This is a genomic window from Peribacillus simplex NBRC 15720 = DSM 1321, assembly GCF_002243645.1.
Lineage (GTDB): Bacteria > Bacillota > Bacilli > Bacillales > DSM-1321 > Peribacillus > Peribacillus simplex.
In genome coordinates, this window is sequence record NZ_CP017704.1 from 4596414 (window position 1) to 4613763 (window position 17350).

The window sequence follows — 17350 nt, forward strand, 5'->3', positions numbered from 1 at the left end:
AGGCCCAAGATGGTGACCAAAAGAAAAGTGATATTGATTACGGATGGAGATGAGTATGCGAAACGGGCTGTCGAGCATGTAGCCAAGGAAATTGGGGGAAGATGTATCTCCATGTCCCAGGGTAATCCATCACGATATACGGGCTTGGAGCTAGTTGAATTAATAAAAAAGGCGAAGTATGATCCTGTATTGGTCATGTTTGATGATAGCGGTTTTATTGGTGAAGGATCCGGCGAACAGGCAATGAAGGTAGTTACCGGTCACCCTGATATTAATGTCCTTGGAGTGATAGCGGTCGCTTCAAAGACTAGAAGGGAAGAATGGACCAAGGTGGATATCTGTATTGACCGTGATGGCAATTTGACACCGAACGGGGTTGATAAATACGGCGCCGAGGAATTTGAACTGGGCAAGATTACAGGAGATACGGTGTATTGCATCGATCAATTGCATGTTCCCATAGTAGTGGGGATAGGGGATATCGGAAAAATGTCCCATCAGGACGATTTTAAAAGAGGAGCACCAATAACGAAGCTAGCGGTGGAAATCATATTGGAAAGGAGTGGTCATGATGACTTCAGAAAAACCTGAAAACATGAAACCGATTCCGAGTAGGGTAGCGGAAGTTGACGCGTACATGAAAGAGAAAGTAGGTCTGGGCGTCAGCTTCGACTTAGGGGTAAGAAGGATAAAGGTCCTTAGAAAAGATGTGCATCTTTACTATATAAACGGGTTGACGGATACAGAGTTCATCATGGAAATCCTCGAATCTCTTATTCATAACAAAAATGCTGAAATCTTGACTACTAAAGTTTTTGATGCAGTCAAAGATTTGCTCGTACACCAATCCGTTGAAGAAATAAAGACGATGGATGAGCTTGTTGATCAGGTATTATCCGGTTTAATCGTCATTGTTGTTGATGGTAAACCAATAGGATTGGTTGTAGATGTCAGGAGTTATCCCGGGAGACAGCCAGTAGAACCCGATACGGAAAAAGTCGTCCGTGGATCAAGGGATGGTTTTGTTGAGAATATCATCGTTAACACAGCGATAACAAGACGGAGGATCCGGGATGAAAGATTACGTTTCGAAATGTTGCATGTAGGGGAACGATCGAAAACGGATATATCCATCGGCTACATTAAAGATATTGCCGATCCAGATTTGATAGATATCATTCGTAAGGAATTGAATAGTATTGAGGTTGATGGCATAACGATGTCTGATAAAACGATCGAAGAGTTCATCGTCAAGCAAAGATATAACCCATACCCGCTTGTCAGATACACGGAACGGGCTGATGTGGCGGCAACGCATTTGCTTGAGGGGCATGTCCTTATTTATGTGGATACGTCACCGAGTGTCATCATTACCCCGTCCACTCTTTTCCATCACATGCAACACGCTGAGGAGTATCGGCAGGCACCTGCCGTTGGAACCTTGGTGCGCTGGGTCCGGTTTCTCGGGATTTTCGTTTCATTATTCTTACTGCCGATTTGGTTATTGTTTTGTTTAGAGCCTTCCCTCCTGCCGGAGAAGTTCGAGTATATCGGGCCGAATGAGAAAACGCATATACCCATTATAATCCAAATCTTCATTTCCGATATTGGGATAGAATTTTTAAGGATGGCAGCCGTACATACCCCGACCCCGCTTTCTACGGCAATGGGCTTGGTTGCGGCAGTTTTGATAGGACAGATAGCGATAGATGTTGGCCTATTTGTTCCTGAGGTGGTTCTCTACGCTTCCGTAGCGACAATCGGTACATTTGTCACTCCAAGTTTGGAATTAGGGGTTGCAAATAAAATTTCCCGTTTAGTCCTGCTAGTGTTGGTTGCTTTATTTAAAGTGCCTGGCTTAATTATAGGCATCACACTCTACATTATTATGCTTACTAATATAAAAACGTTAAATACACCTTATTTATGGCCGCTTCTCCCGTTTCAGCCAAAGGCCTTGTCACATATAATATTTAGAAGGCCTTATCCAGGTACTATAGAACGTCCGAGTATTGTACATCCCCAGGATCTATATAGGCAGCCGAGAAAATCTAAAGGTTGATGTTGTCGAAAAGTTGTGGTAATTTAATTTTATTCGGATAAAGCGGTAATGTTAGGCTTCACAAAGAGATAGAGCAACTATGACTCTTTGGAGTTTAAACCAATCTGTCTTTCCCTTCGAACTACTAAGCAGTCATAGAGAACAATATTTAGGATTCGGATGAGGCTTGTTCATATAGAGGACCCTTTATCACTTAAGCAGGGTTTCTTTATTTGAGGCTGCCTCATTTCTTATTAATCTTTAGTTTTAAGTCAGGAAGGTGAGGCTATATGCATTTGTACGGAACCGGTGGTGTCAATGAACATGGACATCTGGAGATTGGCGGAGTGGACACGATCGAACTGATCGAAAAATTTGGTACACCATTATATGTTTATGATGTAGAGCTAATTCGCGAACGGGCAAGAGGGTTCAAGAAAACTTTTGAGGAATTGGGGATTTCAGCTCAAGTTGCTTACGCAAGTAAGGCCTTTTCTTCGATTGCCATGATCCAGTTGGCTGAGCAAGAAGGACTTTCTCTCGATGTTGTCTCAGCGGGGGAATTGTATACGGCAATTAAAGCAAATTTCCCAACTGAACGGATTCACTTTCATGGAAATAACAAAAGTGAAGAAGAGCTACATATGGCTTTGGATTATGACATTGGCTGTATAGTAGTCGATAATTTTTCAGAGTTGACACTGTTGGAGGAAATTTGTACAAACCGTGAACAAAAGGTGAAAATCCTACTTCGTGTAACACCAGGTATCGAAGCCCATACGCATGATTATATCTTGACAGGGCAAGAAGATTCGAAATTTGGTTTTGATCTTATAAACGGCCAGGCCGAAGGAGCCCTTCGACAAGCACTGCAAAGTGAATTTCTGGAAGTTCTAGGACTGCACTGTCATATCGGTTCCCAGATTTTTCAAACGACCGGTTTCCTTCTTGCAGCCCAAAAAATTATCGGTAAGTTGAATGATTGGCATGGCTCGATAGGGTTTCAACCAAAGGTATTGAATCTCGGAGGAGGATTCGGGATCCGGTATACACAAGAGGATGACCCGCTACCTGCGTCTCAATATGTCGAGGAAATCGTCAGGGAAGTGCAGAACCTGATTGCTGATTCTGATTTAGTGATGCCAGAAATCTGGATCGAACCAGGGCGTTCATTAGTCGGAGACGCCGGTGTGACACTGTACAAGGTAGGTTCAGAAAAGGAAGTGCCTAATGTCCGTAAATATATTGCCGTTGATGGGGGCATGAGTGATAATATACGTCCAGCTCTTTACGAAGCAAAGTATGATGCAATTCTTGCAAACCGGCCACTTGACCCTGTAGAAGAGACAGTGTCCATTGCTGGGAAATGCTGCGAAAGCGGAGATATGTTGATTTGGGATTTACCATTGCCAAAAGCTGGCCGCGGTGATGTCTTAGCGGTATTTTGTACAGGGGCATATGGATATTCCATGTCTAATAATTACAATCGGATTCCAAGACCCGCTGTCGTCTTTGCCGAAAATGGAGAAGCACGGTTGGTCATCAAACGCGAGACGTACGAAGATCTTATCCATTTGGATTTGGCCCTTCATGAAGCGGCAGTCGTCAATAAAGAATAAAAAAAGGATGGCATTGGCCATCCTTTTTTTATTTGATTCAACTGAAAAGTGATTTGATCGCGTCTATTAAACTACTGAAGACTTCTTTCAATTTATCAAGAAACGATTGACCCTCTTCGGATTCAAGAAAATTGGAAAGCTTATCTTTAGCTGCAGTAAGCTGATCACCGACAGCGTTCCAATCAATATCCAATTCTTTTAGCTTATTGAATAAATCAATTAAACTTTGGACTTGATCATCATTTAAGGCGATTCCAAGGTCTTTTGCTGAAGACTCGACAACCTCGCGGACCTCTTCGGTATTGGCTGGTGGATTTGCAGCCATTTCCTCTTTGATTTTCGTAACCAGTGCAGAGGCTTCCTCTGTACCGATTTCGTCACCCAATTTTGCTGTTTTCACCATTTCTTCATTCGCTGCCTGTTTCACATCTTCAGGAATCTTCTTGTCGGCAGAGATTTCATAGGCTTTAATGACCCCTGTCAAAGCCGCTGTACCGGAAACGGGTATAGGTGCGGTGACATAAACGGTAGCATCTTTTACTCCAGCAGTTGCCAGTGCATTGATATACATTTCATCGGAAACCCAGTTAATGTTTTTCGACTCCAGTTTAAGTCCGGTATCTTTTTCCTCCAAAGTAATGGCAGAAGATGAAATCGCTTTTGTACCGATCAGACGGCTAGCGATATAGTCTCCTAAGTATTCATGTTCCTCCGCATTTGTAACCGTTAGAACCTCAACATCATTAGGTGCTTTCATTTCTGATAAAATCATATTTTTTTGTTCATTTGTCAAATTCTCACCAAGTGTGACGATCATTTCACCAACAGCTGCATCTGCAAAAGCTTTATATGGCAATAATAGACATAATAAAATGGTTACAATGACCCATTTATTCATTTTTTTCATGATAATCCTCCTTAACTTTTCCTGCTGAATTGGGAATCTTTCAATAAAAGGGCGGCACTTTATATCAGATTCATAGTATTTGACGAAACAAAGGATAAAAAAGATACATATTTTCCGGAAAAAAATTTATATAGCCCAAGAAAGCTATGTTTTTTTAACGAAGAAGTTGGGTGTATCTTTGTCTTTTATACCTAAGAAGGGCACTCAATGAACCTATATCACTTTACCAATGTAGTAAAATTGAAGCAAGATTGCAAGGATATTTGTCAGATTGTGTTAAGTTATAGTAGAATGAATTCGTTATTTAAATATTTGGACCATTCATAAAGGGAGTATGGGATGAGGAAAAGTAATAAGACTCTTTTACTTATGATGCTTATTATCGCTTTGATGTGGGGAATCGTATACTGGCTATTTATCGCTTAGCATATAGCACATCGATAAATCAAGTGCTGAAAGTGATGTTGAAACGAACGAGGTTTTTATGTATGATGTAAATGTTATATGTGAGGATTATTATTCAAAGCAAATTAATTGGAAACAGAAAGATAATAAAAACGTTATTTAGTAACGAGGGATATTATGTTGATTAAGTATAAGAAAAGTTATGAGAAGTTTGCCATGGGATTATTATCTTTCATGCCAAATGAAAAAGAGATAAAAACGCTTCGAAATACGATGAAGAATTATGAAACGGATGAAAATCTACAGCTGTTCTTATGGAAAGATGAAGAGATTACTGGCTTGATCGGGATAGAAGTCTCTCCAAACCACATTGAGATACAACATATATCTGTAAATCCATCCTTTCGGAAGCAAGGTATCGGTAAAACGATGGTCAGGGCCATCAAGGAACAATATCCTGACAAAGAATTAAAAGCAAATGAGTTTACGGAAAGCTTTCTTGACAAGTGTGAATAATTTTGAATATGAAAGCTTGAATGGAGGACCACCTTTAAGGGCGGTCCTCCATTCTTGTTTTTCTAAGGGATAGCTGTCGAGCTCTTTCAGAAATGACATCCGAACGATCGCGCATTAGATGCTTATCGACTATTGATGAATTAGCCATGTCGCTATCTGCACCCCATATGTACCCTTCATGCAAACACATGGATTGGCATTTTTCGATCAAGCTTTGATCCGATATCGGCAGATTAATGCTTTCATATGGCTTTGGTGATAACATTCGCTCATGGGTGTCCTCGAGCAATTTGAACAGTCGTTCTGGATCGAGTCCCAACTTCAGGAGCTCGGTCTTTTTAGAGTGAAGATTTGACAGGGCTTTAGACAGGGTCCTTGCAGCCCCTTTTTTGTTTCCCCTACGATCATGATACAGGGCAACCGCAATTTGAATGAGCCCGACCCAATGAGAGTCACGCTCTTTTGGTGCGGTTTCCTTCCAATATTCTTCAAGAATTTCATGACATTCGAAGTAATCCCTTGTCCCATGGAAATGGAAAAGGAAAGAAAGGTAGTCTTCCGCGTAATTCAATAGGAGCACCCCTTTTGTTTGATGGAATCAAGTAAGGTAAGGCAAAAAGCAATTTTCCATAGCTTAACACACGCAATGTATACTCAATAAGTTTAGCATAGAATTTTTTCTTGGAAAATAAAGAAAGCCGATTGCAAGGCAATCAGCTTGATTCATCAGCCTTCATTTAACACCAAGAAGCACCGACGATAACTAATAAAATGAACAATACTACAATAAACGCGAATCCGCCGCCGTGTCCAAAACCACCTGCACCCATAATGAGTACCTCCTTTGTTCTGCTATTCTTACATTTCTAGGTTATGTTGGATTTCGGAATGTGATTGGGCATCAACCCATTTGTCGGAAATCCATTTAAAGAACTTTTCTGAGGACAGTAAATTATTATTTGGATAAAGGGCGGCAATCCACTATACTTGATAAGTAAAAGAAATAGGCCTTTATCGGCCAATTAGATTTAAATGAGGTAATTTAATGGGTTATAATATTAAAATTGACGCTTTCGAAGGTCCGATGGATTTACTCCTGCATTTGATTAATCGCCTGGAAATAGACATCTATGATATTCCGATGGCTGATATAACAGATCAATACCTAGGGTACATCCATACGATGCAGCATCTGGAATTGGATGTGGCCAGCGAATATCTGGTGATGGCTGCAACACTGCTTGCCATCAAGAGTAAAATGTTGCTGCCAAAGCATGAGGATGAACAATTGATTGATGAAGATGGGGAAATATTTGAGGAAGATCCACGGGATGAGCTTGTGGAAAAACTATTAGAATATAAAAAGTATAAATTTGCAGCTGAAGAATTAAAAGGGATGGAAGAAGAGCGCAGCTTGATGTTCACTAAACCCCCAAGTGATTTATCTGTTTATGTTAAAGAAGCGGAAAGTGATAAACAAGAGTTGAACGTAAGTCTATACGATATGTTGGGGGCTCTGCAAAAACTGCTGCGAAGGCAAAAAATTCAAAAGCCTCTTTACACGAAAGTAACGAAACAAGAGATATCGATAGAGAAACGAATGGATGAAATCATGATTGAGTTACAATCAATTAAAGGGAAGAAAAGTTTTTTTGAACTGTTTTCGCTCCCGGTTAAAGAGCATATCGTCATCACTTTTATGGCGGTGCTGGAACTGATGAAATTAAATGAAATCATCGTTGAACAGGAAGATAATTTTTCGGAGATCATGATTGCTGCTAAGGAAGGTGTAGAACCAGTTGGAAGTTATTAATTGGAAAGGGATTCTTGAGGCATTATTGTTTGCTGCCGGAGATGAAGGGCTCTCCATCAAACAAATTGCCTCTGTCCTGGAAATTACGGAATATCAAGCAACGGACATCGTTGAAAGTTTAAAGGAAGAATATATATCGGATGTACGCGGGATTCAGGTGATTGAAATAGCGGGTGTTTATCAAATGACGACAAAGAAAGAGCACTCGGATTACTTGAAAAGACTAGTGGAAACATCAAGCACTCAAGGCTTGTCCCAGGCGGCTTTGGAAACACTCGCTATCATTGCCTATAAGCAGCCGATTACTAGAGCTGAAATTGATGAAATTCGCGGAGTGAAAACGGAACGCCCCATTCATACGCTTGTCACTAAAGTCTTAATAAAAGAGGTCGGACGTGCTGAAGGCTCAGGCAGGGCTTATTTATATGGGACAACAAAAGAGTTTTTGGATTACTTCGGCCTGAATTCCATAGATGAATTACCGCCTCTAGCCGATAATTCGGATGATAGCTTTGAAAATGGTGAAGCCGATCTGTTTTTTGAAAAATTTCAGCAAACAATCGAATAACATTTTTCTTTAAATTGTGATAATATAGAAAAAAATGAATGCGGGGGGATTGCGGGTGCAAATTGTAGCATGCAATGGATTTGGGCTTGAAAAGGAAAAGTCAAATTCACCTGAGGACTTCTTTAATCGATCCGTTATACAATTCATAAAGGATGGAGAAGAAAAGACGCTGAATGTACTGTATCTTCGCTATTTTGATGAGATGGTAACTCGTTGGACCCCATATCCCGCCAATCCTATATTCAAAAGCCCTAACAGAGATATTTATATGGCTGATATCATTGCCATGGTCTGTCTACTCAAAGACCCGAGCCTGGTTAACCGAAAACGTATATATATAAATGCAGAAAAAGAGCTGGCTGGTTATTTCGAAAATATAGATTTTGAAAAATTGGAGAAAGTGTTTATATCTATTGACCAAGCTAAACCATATGATATAGAATCACATGTTGACTATTTTATTCAATCTTAATCATTTTGAGGAGGGTTCACGGTTGGGGAATACATTGGTAAAATCTCAGCTTGAGGATGTAAAAGGCTTTTTAGAAACGACAGTGGCTCAGTTAGAAGAATTTATAAATGAGACGACCTATTCTAAGCTGCAAGAGGAAAAAAGCGGGGATGAAACCTATTATAAAGGGATTCTTTCTAGTTTAAGAAGAATGCTTGTAAGTTGTGAAGAGGGCTTGGAGGCTTGCCAAATCGTTCTGAAAAATGATGTTTTCAATAAAGCTGCAGCTGAAAAGACGCTTTATAGAGTTTATCATCAATGTATCGAAGAATACTTTTCCCCAAAATCAGATCGGTGGTTTGAGGACAGCAGATCTGCCTATACAGGAAAAAACTCGATTAAATTTCACCAAAGTGTACCTGACAGCATTATATCCATTCTGAAGGCCGTGGAAAGTGGATTCCAGACCATGCGTGAAGAATTGGAGTTTTATGAAACGGATTACCGGACGAAAATGTTACAGTCAAGATAATGAAACAGCTAGGCTTAATAGGCCTTGCTGTTTTTTTTAGCTATAAATGGAATCTCCGCTTAATCGAAACATAAAATACTTTGATGATTTATGTGCATAAAGGTTAAGAGGAGGTTGCAAGATGTCTGAAGTAAGAGATTATTCTAAAGAGGTAAGTGATTGGGTTGATGGAGTGATGGAATATCTTGAGAAGATCGATATCACCGATTCGCCATTGCTGTCAAATATTGAACGGCTTTCCGAGTTGACAAAAGATATGGATGAGGAAGAAATGGATTATGAGGATATGGTCCTGATTGAAGAAGAGATGGCTCGGGTCTACGAGGAAATTGAAGAACTTGCTAGGGAATTCAATATACAGGAAAGGCAATCAGTGCCGATTGGGAAGCATACGCTACCGCCGTTACCTTATGCCTATGATGCGTTGGAACCGACGATTTCAAGGGAAATCATGTATCTGCACCATGATAAGCATCATCAAGCATATGTAGATGGTCTGAATAAAGCGGAATTGATGATGAAAAAAGCGAGGGAAACGAATGATTTTTCCTTGTTGAAACATTGGGAAAAGGAAGCAGCCTTTCATGGATCAGGCCATTATCTCCATACGCTGTTCTGGGAAGTGATGATTCCGGGAGGGGGCGGACAGCCAAGAGGGGATTTACTTAAACAGATTGAGATGGATTTTGGAAGCTTTGCAGCTTTTAAAAGTCATTTTAGTGAAGCTGCCAAGCAAGTAGAAGGTGTTGGCTGGGCAATTTTAGTCTGGGTTCCGCGTGCGCGGCGGCTAGAAATACTTCAATCGGAATTGCATATGGTTTTGACCCAGTGGGATACGATCCCAATCCTTGTTCTTGATGTATGGGAACATGCTTATTACCTGCAATATAAAAATAATCGGGCAGCATATGTGGACAAATGGTGGGACATTGTAAACTGGCCAAAAACAGCCGTAAGGTTCACCGAAGCGAAAAAGCTTATTTGGAAAAAGCAATAACTAAAATATAGGAAAGTCTTTGGAGAACCAATTACAAATATACGAGTCGTGAAGGTTAGTTTCAGTTTGTAGACAAGGGTTTCGGAATGGTTTCATTCCGAAACCCTTTTTAAATCAATGGCGCCCTTCATTTTACGACGATGGTACCATTTGATCTAAACTAATCATCTCGCTGAAAAAAGCATCTTTATCACCTTAATACTTGTATTTTAAAACAAATAACTGAAGGTAAAAGTTGTTTTATCTAAAAGTTAAACAAAGTTGATTGGAATGGGTGTGCGAGGCTTCTGCGGGAAAAGCCCGTCCAAGGGAGACCTCACAGGCGCAAAGGCGCAGAGGGCGGACCGCCCGCGGAAAGCGAGTGCCCTACGCTCCAATCAAACGTTGGAGTTTTTACAGACCCTCAAAAAAACTGAAGACAAACTTGATTTTCATCGAATTTGTCTTTAGTCTGACACGAGTCATGAAGTTTCGTTTTTTTTTTTTGCCTGAAATTTTGTATCAAGAATTTTTTAGGGAAAATCTGGGAAAGATATGAAGAGGGAGCAGCAAATTTTATTTGAAAGCGACTTATGATTCTCATTTGGATATTATAATTAGATTGAAAAGGAGATGATATCATCTCACGAAATAATGAGCATGTGTCTTATTTAAATCCTTGAAATAACATTGGAAATGTGTTAAATATGCTACTTTTAAGTACTATGGGTTTTTAAAAATAATTAATTTATATCAATATAAAAACTGTGACCAATTTGTGAACTTAAAAATTATTAAGGTATATTTATTGACTAGTTTCTATTTAATAATTATTATAAACAGGAGCAGATAAAAAAATTAGCTATTGGAGGAATTTATTATGTCATTGATCAATAAACAAGTTGAAGATTTTAAAGTACAAGCTTACCATGCAGGAGAATTCAAAGAAGTTACACTTGAAGATGTTAAAGGAAAATGGGCAGTATTCTTTTTCTACCCAGCTGACTTCTCTTTCGTATGTCCAACTGAATTAGCTGATCTTCAAGATAACTATGAAACATTCAAGGAAATTGGTTGTGAAGTTTACTCAGTTTCAACAGATACTCATTTCAGCCACAAAGGGTGGGCTGATGCTACTGATACAATCGGTAAAATCCAATATCCAATGTTAGCTGACCCAGCAAACGTTTTATCCCGTCAATTCGGTGTATTGATTGAAGAAGATGGATTGGCTCTACGTGGAACTTTCATCGTAAATCCAGAAGGACAAATTAAAGCATACGAAATTAATGACCTAGGAATTGGCCGTAATGCTGAAGAACTTGTAAGAAAAGTTCAAGCTGCACAATTCGTAGCGGAACATGGAGATAAAGTTTGCCCTGCAAAATGGACTCCAGGTGAAGCTACTCTTGAACCAAGCCTAGACCTTGTAGGTAAACTTTAATTTTAATGGGATGGTCCATTTAAACAGGTAATGGACATACCCAGCATTGATTACGATTACTGGGACAATTCGTCCTACAAGATCTTATGACAAAAGGCACTTACCTAAAATAAGTGCCTTTTGTTTTTCAAAATAATCAGTTTTGCACGTATTATCATTCAGCAAGGAGCACAAAAGATGAAAAAAATATATGATTTATTAATTATTGGTGGCGGACCTGCGGGCCTCTCAGCCGGCGTTTATGCAGGAAGAGCTAAGTTAAAAACAATAATTCTTGAAAAAGGGACTGGCGGCGGACAAGCTGCAACTACGTCGGAAATAGCCAATTATCCTGGTATCCGTCATATATCGGGCCCTAGGTTAGTTGAAGAAATGAAGCTTCAAAACGAAGATTTTGGCGTTGAATTCGCCAAAGCTGATGTAACGGGCGTGGATTTCTCCGGTGAGGTGAAAGTCGTTAAAACCCTTGGCGGGGACTACCATGCACGCGCGGTCATCATTGCAACGGGTGCTTCTCCAAGAACACTAGGATTTCCAGGTGAAGAGGAATTTACTGGCCGCGGTGTAGCTTATTGTTCAACATGTGATGGTGAATTCTTTGAAGGGTTGGAAGTTTTCGTTATCGGGGCAGGATATGCAGCCGCTGAAGAAGCAATATTCCTGACACGCTTTGCTACAAAAGTTACAATCATCGCCCGAGAATCAAACTTCTCGTGTGCCCCGTCCATTGTTGATAAAGTAATGGCAAATGATAAGATTGAAGTGAAATTCAATACGGAAATCCTTGGGGTATATGGAGACGGGATGATTCAAAGTGCACGTTTCATCAATAACGCGACTAAAGAAGAATTTGAATATCAGGCTAAGGAAGAAGACAATACGTTTGGAGTATTCGTTTTCATAGGTTACGAGCCGAAAACAGAGATTTTCAAGGGCCATATCGAAATGGATCATGCTGGTTACATTTTAACCGATGATGATATGAAGACTAATGTGAATGGTGTATATGCGGCGGGCGACCTAAGGCCAAAATCCTTACGCCAGATTATCACAGCTGTATCTGATGGAGCGATTGCAGCAACGGATGCCGGTAAATATATTGAAGAAGAAAAAGATCGCCTAGGAATCAAAGATGAACCTGAAGTTGAAAAACCGGCGAAAAAAGAACAGGCCGCTGTCCCAGCAGGCAAGAGCGCTTTATTAAGTGATGCGTTACGTGGCCAATTAAAAGGAATCTTCGGCAAGATGGAGAGCGACGTTACATTGGTGTCCATCGTCGATAAAAGTTTGCCAAAATCAGTCGAATTGCGAGACTTCTTGTTGGATGTTGCGGAATTAGGAGATAAGCTTCATCTTGAGTTATACAACAAGGGGGAAAATACGGAAATTGAAGAAAAAATCAATGCAGATAAGTTCCCTGTCGTTTCCCTCTTAAATGCAAATGGTGAATACAGTGGCGTCAAATACCACGGTGTACCAGGCGGCCATGAGTTGAATTCTTTCATTTTGGCTATCTATAACCTGGCCGGACCTGGTCAAGCATTGGATTCAGTCGTACTGAATTCAATTAAGGGAATCAGTAAAAAAGCGAACATTAAGGTTATGGTTTCATTGGCATGCCACTACTGTCCAGATGTTGTAGTAGGTGCACAGCGCATAGCGATTGAAAACCCTAACGTTGAAGCTGAAATGGTCGATATAAGCAATTTCCAGGAAATCAAGAAGAAATATAAAGTCATGAGCGTGCCGGCCATGATCATCAATGATGAAGAAGTGGTATTCGGAGCTAAGAAAATTGATGAAATCGCTGCATTATTAGTATGATAGAACACTAAATCGATAGGGGCATGTCCTCCTATCGATTTTTTTTATGCCCTTGAAAATCAGTAGATATCATGGAGGGTTACATTCTTTTATTCATAACCCTTGTCCCTTTGCATAAACTTGTACAAAAACAAGTAAAGAGACGAGGGGGCACTCATGCGTTTTCCATATAAAGGGTTATCAAGTTTGTGTATCGTCATTCTCCTGTTGTCTTTTATGGCACCTGTACAAAGCGTCAAAGCAAATGTATCCGTAAGTGCCCATAGTGCAATTTTAATGGATGAGGATAGCGGAAGGGTCATTTATGAAGTGAATGCCCATGAAAAGAATCGCATAGCAAGCATTACGAAAATAATGACGGCTATCTTGGCTATTGAATCGGGACAAATGGATGAAACAGTGAAGGTAAGCAGCAATGCCTTCGGGACGGAGGGTTCTTCCCTTTATTTAAAAGAAGGAGAAAGAATTAAGCTCGAAGATTTGGTTTATGGCTTGATGCTTCGTTCAGGTAATGATGCAGCAGTCGCAATCAGCGAAAAGGTTGGCGGAAGCCTGGATGGATTCGTCTGGATGATGAATCAAAAGGCGGAAGAAATCGGGATGAAAAATACCCATTTTTCAAATCCACATGGTTTGGATAATACGAAGAACCATTATTCAACCGCATATGATATGGCCATACTCACTCGTTATGCCATGCAAAATGAAACGTATGCAAAGATTTCCGGCACAAAGGAACACAGGGCACCTAATTCCACAGAACAATGGGATTATGTATGGAAAAACAAAAATCGCCTGCTTACACAATTATATGAGTATTGCACAGGGGGGAAAACAGGGTATACCAAACTAGCAAAACGGACCTTGGTCACGACGGCAACAAAAAACGAGCATGACCTGATTGCTGTGACATTGAATGGTCCGGATGATTGGAATGATCATATACAAATGTACGAATTAGCCTTTAAGGATTATAAGCCGACAGAAATTTTACCTGAAGGCATGGTGAAAAATATGGAAAATAAAATGTATAAAGGACATGTTTACATTAAAAATGATTTTTCGTACCCACTAACAAAAGAAGAGAGAAAATTGGTCAATGTGAAAATGAAATTGTTGAAGCCCCAGAAGGCTTGGAAAGATAAAAGGAAGATCCCGGAAGTGGTCGGAAGAGCATCCATCTATCTCGATGGTAAGAAAATAGGTACGCGTTCGATTTTTTATGGGGAATCAAAAGAAAGCTTCAAGCAACAATCATTCCAATCTTCATGGGCTGAGGTATTTGAAGCGGTATTGGGAATCGGACGCAATGGTTAATTACATTTGGGTCGGGATGTTTGTGATCGGTATTGTCTTTGGCATGATTAATGGGACGATGGATCAGGTGAATGAAGCTTTATTTGTCAGCGCAAAGGAAGCGGTCACCCTTTGCCTGGGACTGATGAGCATACTTGTCTTTTGGTTGGGTTTGATGAAAATAGCGGAGGAATCGGGGCTGTTAGATAAACTATCCAACTTGTTCAAGCCGTTCATGAGATGGCTATTCCCTGAAGTGCCTGCTAATCATCCCGCTATGGGGTATATACTTTCCAATATGATGGCAAACACATTCGGATTGGGGAATGCAGCTACGCCTCTTGGTATAAAAGCCATGGAACAACTAAAGAAACTAAATGGAGGAAAAACAACGGTCAGCCGCTCGATGGTCACTTTTTTAGCAATCAATACATCTAGCGTAACGTTGATTCCAACTACTGTCATTGCGATTCGGATGAATTACGATTCCCACTCCCCGACGGACATCGTTTTTCCGACCATTATAGCAACGGCCATTTCTGCCGTTGGAGGAATCGCGATAGATCGATATTTTTATTACAGGAGAAAGAGGAGCGGGAGGGAATAGGATGTTGCACTGGATGACCACCATTTCAATTTGGATGATACCGATTTTGATCCTCTGTATATTACTGTATGGCACATTGAAAAGAGTTCCCACCTATGAGACCTTCGTTGAGGGGGGGAAAGAAGGAATCAGCATGTCTTTTTCCCTCATCCCTTTCCTGGTAGGGATGCTTGTGGCGATTTCAGTATTTAGGGCATCAGGGGCCTTGGATTTCATTGTACAATCACTGAACCCCTTGCTTTCCCTTCTTCATTTTCCGTCTGAGGTTTTACCCCTTGCGATTATTAGACCAATATCCGGAACAGCCGCTTTAGGAATAACCAGCGACCTGATATCTGTTTATGGACCGGATTCCTTTATTGGGCGCTTGGCTGCCACGATTCAGGGAAGTACAGATACCACCTTCTATGTATTGACCGTTTATTTTGGAGCAGTCGGGATCAAAAAAATGGGAGATGCCCTTAAGGTCGGTCTTTTGGCGGACTTGATCGGAATCATAGCTGCCGTGGTCGTCGTCACACTGGTTTTCGGTATGAATTAAAGGTAGGGAAATGGGCGATTCCATTTCTTTTTTTTTTGTCTTTTTTCTTAAACAACGCTATGTTACGCTCTCCATTTTTAAGCGGATTCAAACTTTCATCTAAAAGAAACATTTTTTTGTATGGAAAAATAAGCTATGTTACACTCATTATGGAAACCAACCCATTTAACCGTCCCATTATTGGTGTAATAATAAAAGAAAAGCTCTTAATCGCGAAAAACCTTTTGTTTTTGCTTCTCAATATGTAATAATTGTATGATTGTGTATGTATAGACAATAACAAACGAATGATTATACTATGGGGTGAAGATAGATGGAACGATTACAAAAGGTTATAGCACATGCTGGACTGGCTTCCCGCCGTAAAGCAGAAGAGTTGATTTTAGAAGGTAAGGTAAAAGTGAACGGCAAAGTAGTGAAGGAATTAGGTGTGAAAGTTGGGCCTAATGATAAAGTTGAGGTTAATGAAGTCCCGCTTGAAAAAGAAGCCCCGGTTTATTTCCTATTTTATAAACCGCGTGGCGTCATTTCAGCAGTTTCTGATGATAAGAATAGAAAAGTCGTAACGGACTATTTCCCTTACATTAATGAACGGATTTATCCAGTTGGCCGCTTGGATTACGATACTTCGGGCTTGTTGATTTTAACCAATGACGGGGAATTTGCAAACACGTTAATGCATCCGAAGCATGAAGTGGATAAAGTGTATGTGGCAAAAGTGAAAGGGATGCCTTTGCGTGAAAGCTTGAAAAAGTTGGATAAAGGTATCAAGTTGGAGGATGGCAAGACCGCACCAGCCAAGACAAGGGTATTGTCTACCGACAAGAAAAAGGAAACGGCGATAGTTGAAATCACAATACATGAAGGCAGGAACAGGCAAGTCCGCCGGATGTTCGAAGCAATTGGCCATCCCGTCATTAAATTGAAGAGGGAACAATATGGTTTCTTGACCTTGGACGGTTTAACAGCAGGAGATTCCCGGGAGCTGACTCCACATGAAGTTAAATTAATGCGGACTTTAGCAACGACCGAACCTAAACAGCGGAGAATGTAAGAAAGAATTTTTCCTGTATTAATAGGTTGAAACCACTACCCCATTCTTCCCCTGGAAGAATAGGTGGTGGAAAACAACCTGTAAATACCTTTTCCTTCATGAATCGGGAAAGAATGTCACAAAACCTTCAGAAATGTAAATAAAAAGGACATGGCGTTAAATGGTATAATGGTATGGTTAAATTTAGTGTGGCCTTAGGAGGATTTCTATGGATAAAAAGAAGCGACGCCTAATTAGTAGAACCATCATTCTCCTGCTTTTAGGTGCAGCTTTAGTGTTTGCCCTTTATACGAACTTCACTAAAGATAAGAATGAAAGTCTGAGAAAAGGATCCGATGCACCCAATTTCGTTTTGACTGATATGGAAGGCAAAGAGCATAAACTTTCCGATTACAAGGGAAAAGGCGTCTTCCTGAATTTTTGGGGTACATATTGCAAGCCGTGTGAATATGAAATGCCTTATATGGAAAATCAATATAAAAACTTTAAAGATCAGGGCGTTGAAATATTGGCGGTTAATGTCGGGGAATCTGACTATGCTGTCAATAATTTCATTACAAAGCATGATCTAACCTTTCCTGTCATGATCGATAAAGGTAGGGAAGTGGAAAATGCTTATCGCGTGGATATATTGCCTGTCACCTTTTTGGTTGATAAAGAGGGGAAAGTGATAGATACCATCACCGGAGCTTTGACAGAAGAGAGCATCCAAAAGCATATGGAGAGAATTAAACCATAATATTGGGGAGTTTTTGA

Annotated in this window: 19 protein-coding genes; 16 read left to right on the plus strand and 3 right to left on the minus strand. The window is 40.3% G+C overall.

All coding sequences use genetic code 11. The features are described 5' to 3' along the window. Positions 1 to 9: 9 nt before the first annotated feature. From spoVAEA to lysA, 3 genes are all read left to right on the plus strand, one after another. Entirely contained in the window at positions 10 to 591 is a 582-nt protein-coding gene (gene spoVAEA / locus BS1321_RS22240; RefSeq protein ID WP_063233149.1) for a stage V sporulation protein SpoVABEA, read from the plus strand. Next, positions 569 to 2062 carry a spore germination protein gene (locus tag BS1321_RS22245; protein ID WP_063233150.1) on the plus strand — a complete coding sequence of 498 codons (1494 nt, stop codon included), beginning with the start codon at positions 569 to 571 and terminating at the stop codon, positions 2060 to 2062. Before spoVAEA ends, BS1321_RS22245 begins: the two co-directional genes overlap by 23 nt. Before the next feature lie 269 nt (positions 2063 to 2331). After that, on the plus strand, positions 2332 to 3660 hold the full coding sequence (gene lysA / locus BS1321_RS22250; protein ID WP_063233151.1) for a diaminopimelate decarboxylase: 1329 nt from the start codon (positions 2332 to 2334) through the stop codon (positions 3658 to 3660). 37 nt (positions 3661 to 3697) lie between these two features. Here lysA and BS1321_RS22255 read toward each other — a convergent pair whose 3' ends face one another. Continuing rightward, positions 3698 to 4567 carry a DUF1002 domain-containing protein gene (locus tag BS1321_RS22255; protein ID WP_063233152.1) on the minus strand — a complete coding sequence of 290 codons (870 nt, stop codon included), beginning with the start codon at positions 4565 to 4567 and terminating at the stop codon, positions 3698 to 3700. Between the two features lie 582 nt (positions 4568 to 5149). Between BS1321_RS22255 and BS1321_RS22260 the strand changes: the two genes are divergently transcribed. Next, positions 5150 to 5488: a GNAT family N-acetyltransferase gene (locus BS1321_RS22260; RefSeq protein WP_063233153.1), complete on the plus strand. Its 339-nt coding sequence runs from the start codon at positions 5150 to 5152 to the stop codon at positions 5486 to 5488. A 34-nt stretch (positions 5489 to 5522) separates the two neighbouring features. Here the strand turns inward: BS1321_RS22260 and BS1321_RS22265 are convergent, their stop codons facing one another. Both BS1321_RS22265 and BS1321_RS22270 read right to left on the minus strand, forming a co-directional pair. Then, the gene (locus BS1321_RS22265; RefSeq protein ID WP_063233154.1) at positions 5523 to 6059 is read right to left on the minus strand and encodes a DUF309 domain-containing protein; all 537 of its coding nucleotides are present in this window, start codon (positions 6057 to 6059) and stop codon (positions 5523 to 5525) included. 166 nt (positions 6060 to 6225) lie between these two features. Then, the gene (locus BS1321_RS22270; RefSeq protein ID WP_081108854.1) at positions 6226 to 6318 is read right to left on the minus strand and encodes a YjcZ family sporulation protein; all 93 of its coding nucleotides are present in this window, start codon (positions 6316 to 6318) and stop codon (positions 6226 to 6228) included. Positions 6319 to 6533: 215 nt separating this feature from the next. Here BS1321_RS22270 and BS1321_RS22275 point away from each other — a divergent pair, with 215 nt between their 5' ends. The 12 genes from BS1321_RS22275 to resA all read left to right on the plus strand — a co-directional run bounded on the left by BS1321_RS22275 (position 6534) and on the right by resA (position 17333). Further along, positions 6534 to 7301: a segregation/condensation protein A gene (locus BS1321_RS22275; RefSeq protein WP_063233155.1), complete on the plus strand. Its 768-nt coding sequence runs from the start codon at positions 6534 to 6536 to the stop codon at positions 7299 to 7301. Continuing rightward, positions 7288 to 7869: an SMC-Scp complex subunit ScpB gene (gene scpB / locus BS1321_RS22280; RefSeq protein WP_063233156.1), complete on the plus strand. Its 582-nt coding sequence runs from the start codon at positions 7288 to 7290 to the stop codon at positions 7867 to 7869. Before BS1321_RS22275 ends, scpB begins: the two co-directional genes overlap by 14 nt. 55 nt (positions 7870 to 7924) lie before the next feature. Next, positions 7925 to 8341, plus strand: a complete 417-nt coding sequence (locus BS1321_RS22285) for a hypothetical protein (RefSeq protein ID WP_063233157.1) — start codon at positions 7925 to 7927, stop codon at positions 8339 to 8341. 22 nt (positions 8342 to 8363) lie between these two features. Then, complete coding sequence (locus BS1321_RS22290) at positions 8364 to 8852, plus strand: YpuI family protein (RefSeq protein ID WP_034308117.1); 489 nt, start codon at positions 8364 to 8366, stop codon at positions 8850 to 8852. A 121-nt stretch (positions 8853 to 8973) separates the two neighbouring features. After that, positions 8974 to 9849 (plus strand): superoxide dismutase, encoded by an 876-nt coding sequence (locus tag BS1321_RS22295; protein ID WP_063233158.1) that lies wholly within the window; start codon positions 8974 to 8976, stop codon positions 9847 to 9849. A gap of 859 nt (positions 9850 to 10708) precedes the next feature. After that, positions 10709 to 11272 (plus strand): alkyl hydroperoxide reductase subunit C, encoded by a 564-nt coding sequence (gene ahpC / locus BS1321_RS22300; protein ID WP_063233159.1) that lies wholly within the window; start codon positions 10709 to 10711, stop codon positions 11270 to 11272. A gap of 177 nt (positions 11273 to 11449) precedes the next feature. Further along, positions 11450 to 13096, plus strand: coding sequence for an FAD-dependent oxidoreductase (locus BS1321_RS22305; RefSeq protein ID WP_063233160.1), 1647 nt, complete (start codon positions 11450 to 11452; stop codon positions 13094 to 13096). Positions 13097 to 13252: 156 nt separating this feature from the next. Then, the gene (locus BS1321_RS22310) at positions 13253 to 14413 is read left to right on the plus strand and encodes a D-alanyl-D-alanine carboxypeptidase family protein (protein ID WP_063233161.1); all 1161 of its coding nucleotides are present in this window, start codon (positions 13253 to 13255) and stop codon (positions 14411 to 14413) included. Then, positions 14406 to 14999 carry a nucleoside recognition domain-containing protein gene (locus tag BS1321_RS22315; RefSeq protein WP_063233162.1) on the plus strand — a complete coding sequence of 198 codons (594 nt, stop codon included), beginning with the start codon at positions 14406 to 14408 and terminating at the stop codon, positions 14997 to 14999. The genes BS1321_RS22310 and BS1321_RS22315 overlap by 8 nt, the downstream gene beginning before the upstream one ends. 1 nt (position 15000) lies before the next feature. After that, positions 15001 to 15540: a spore maturation protein gene (locus BS1321_RS22320; protein ID WP_144478470.1), complete on the plus strand. Its 540-nt coding sequence runs from the start codon at positions 15001 to 15003 to the stop codon at positions 15538 to 15540. Positions 15541 to 15853: 313 nt separating this feature from the next. Then, complete coding sequence (gene rluB / locus BS1321_RS22325; protein ID WP_053535625.1) at positions 15854 to 16594, plus strand: 23S rRNA pseudouridine(2605) synthase RluB; 741 nt, start codon at positions 15854 to 15856, stop codon at positions 16592 to 16594. A gap of 208 nt (positions 16595 to 16802) precedes the next feature. After that, positions 16803 to 17333 (plus strand): thiol-disulfide oxidoreductase ResA, encoded by a 531-nt coding sequence (gene resA, locus BS1321_RS22330; protein ID WP_063233163.1) that lies wholly within the window; start codon positions 16803 to 16805, stop codon positions 17331 to 17333. The last annotated feature ends 17 nt before the right edge of the window (positions 17334 to 17350 follow it).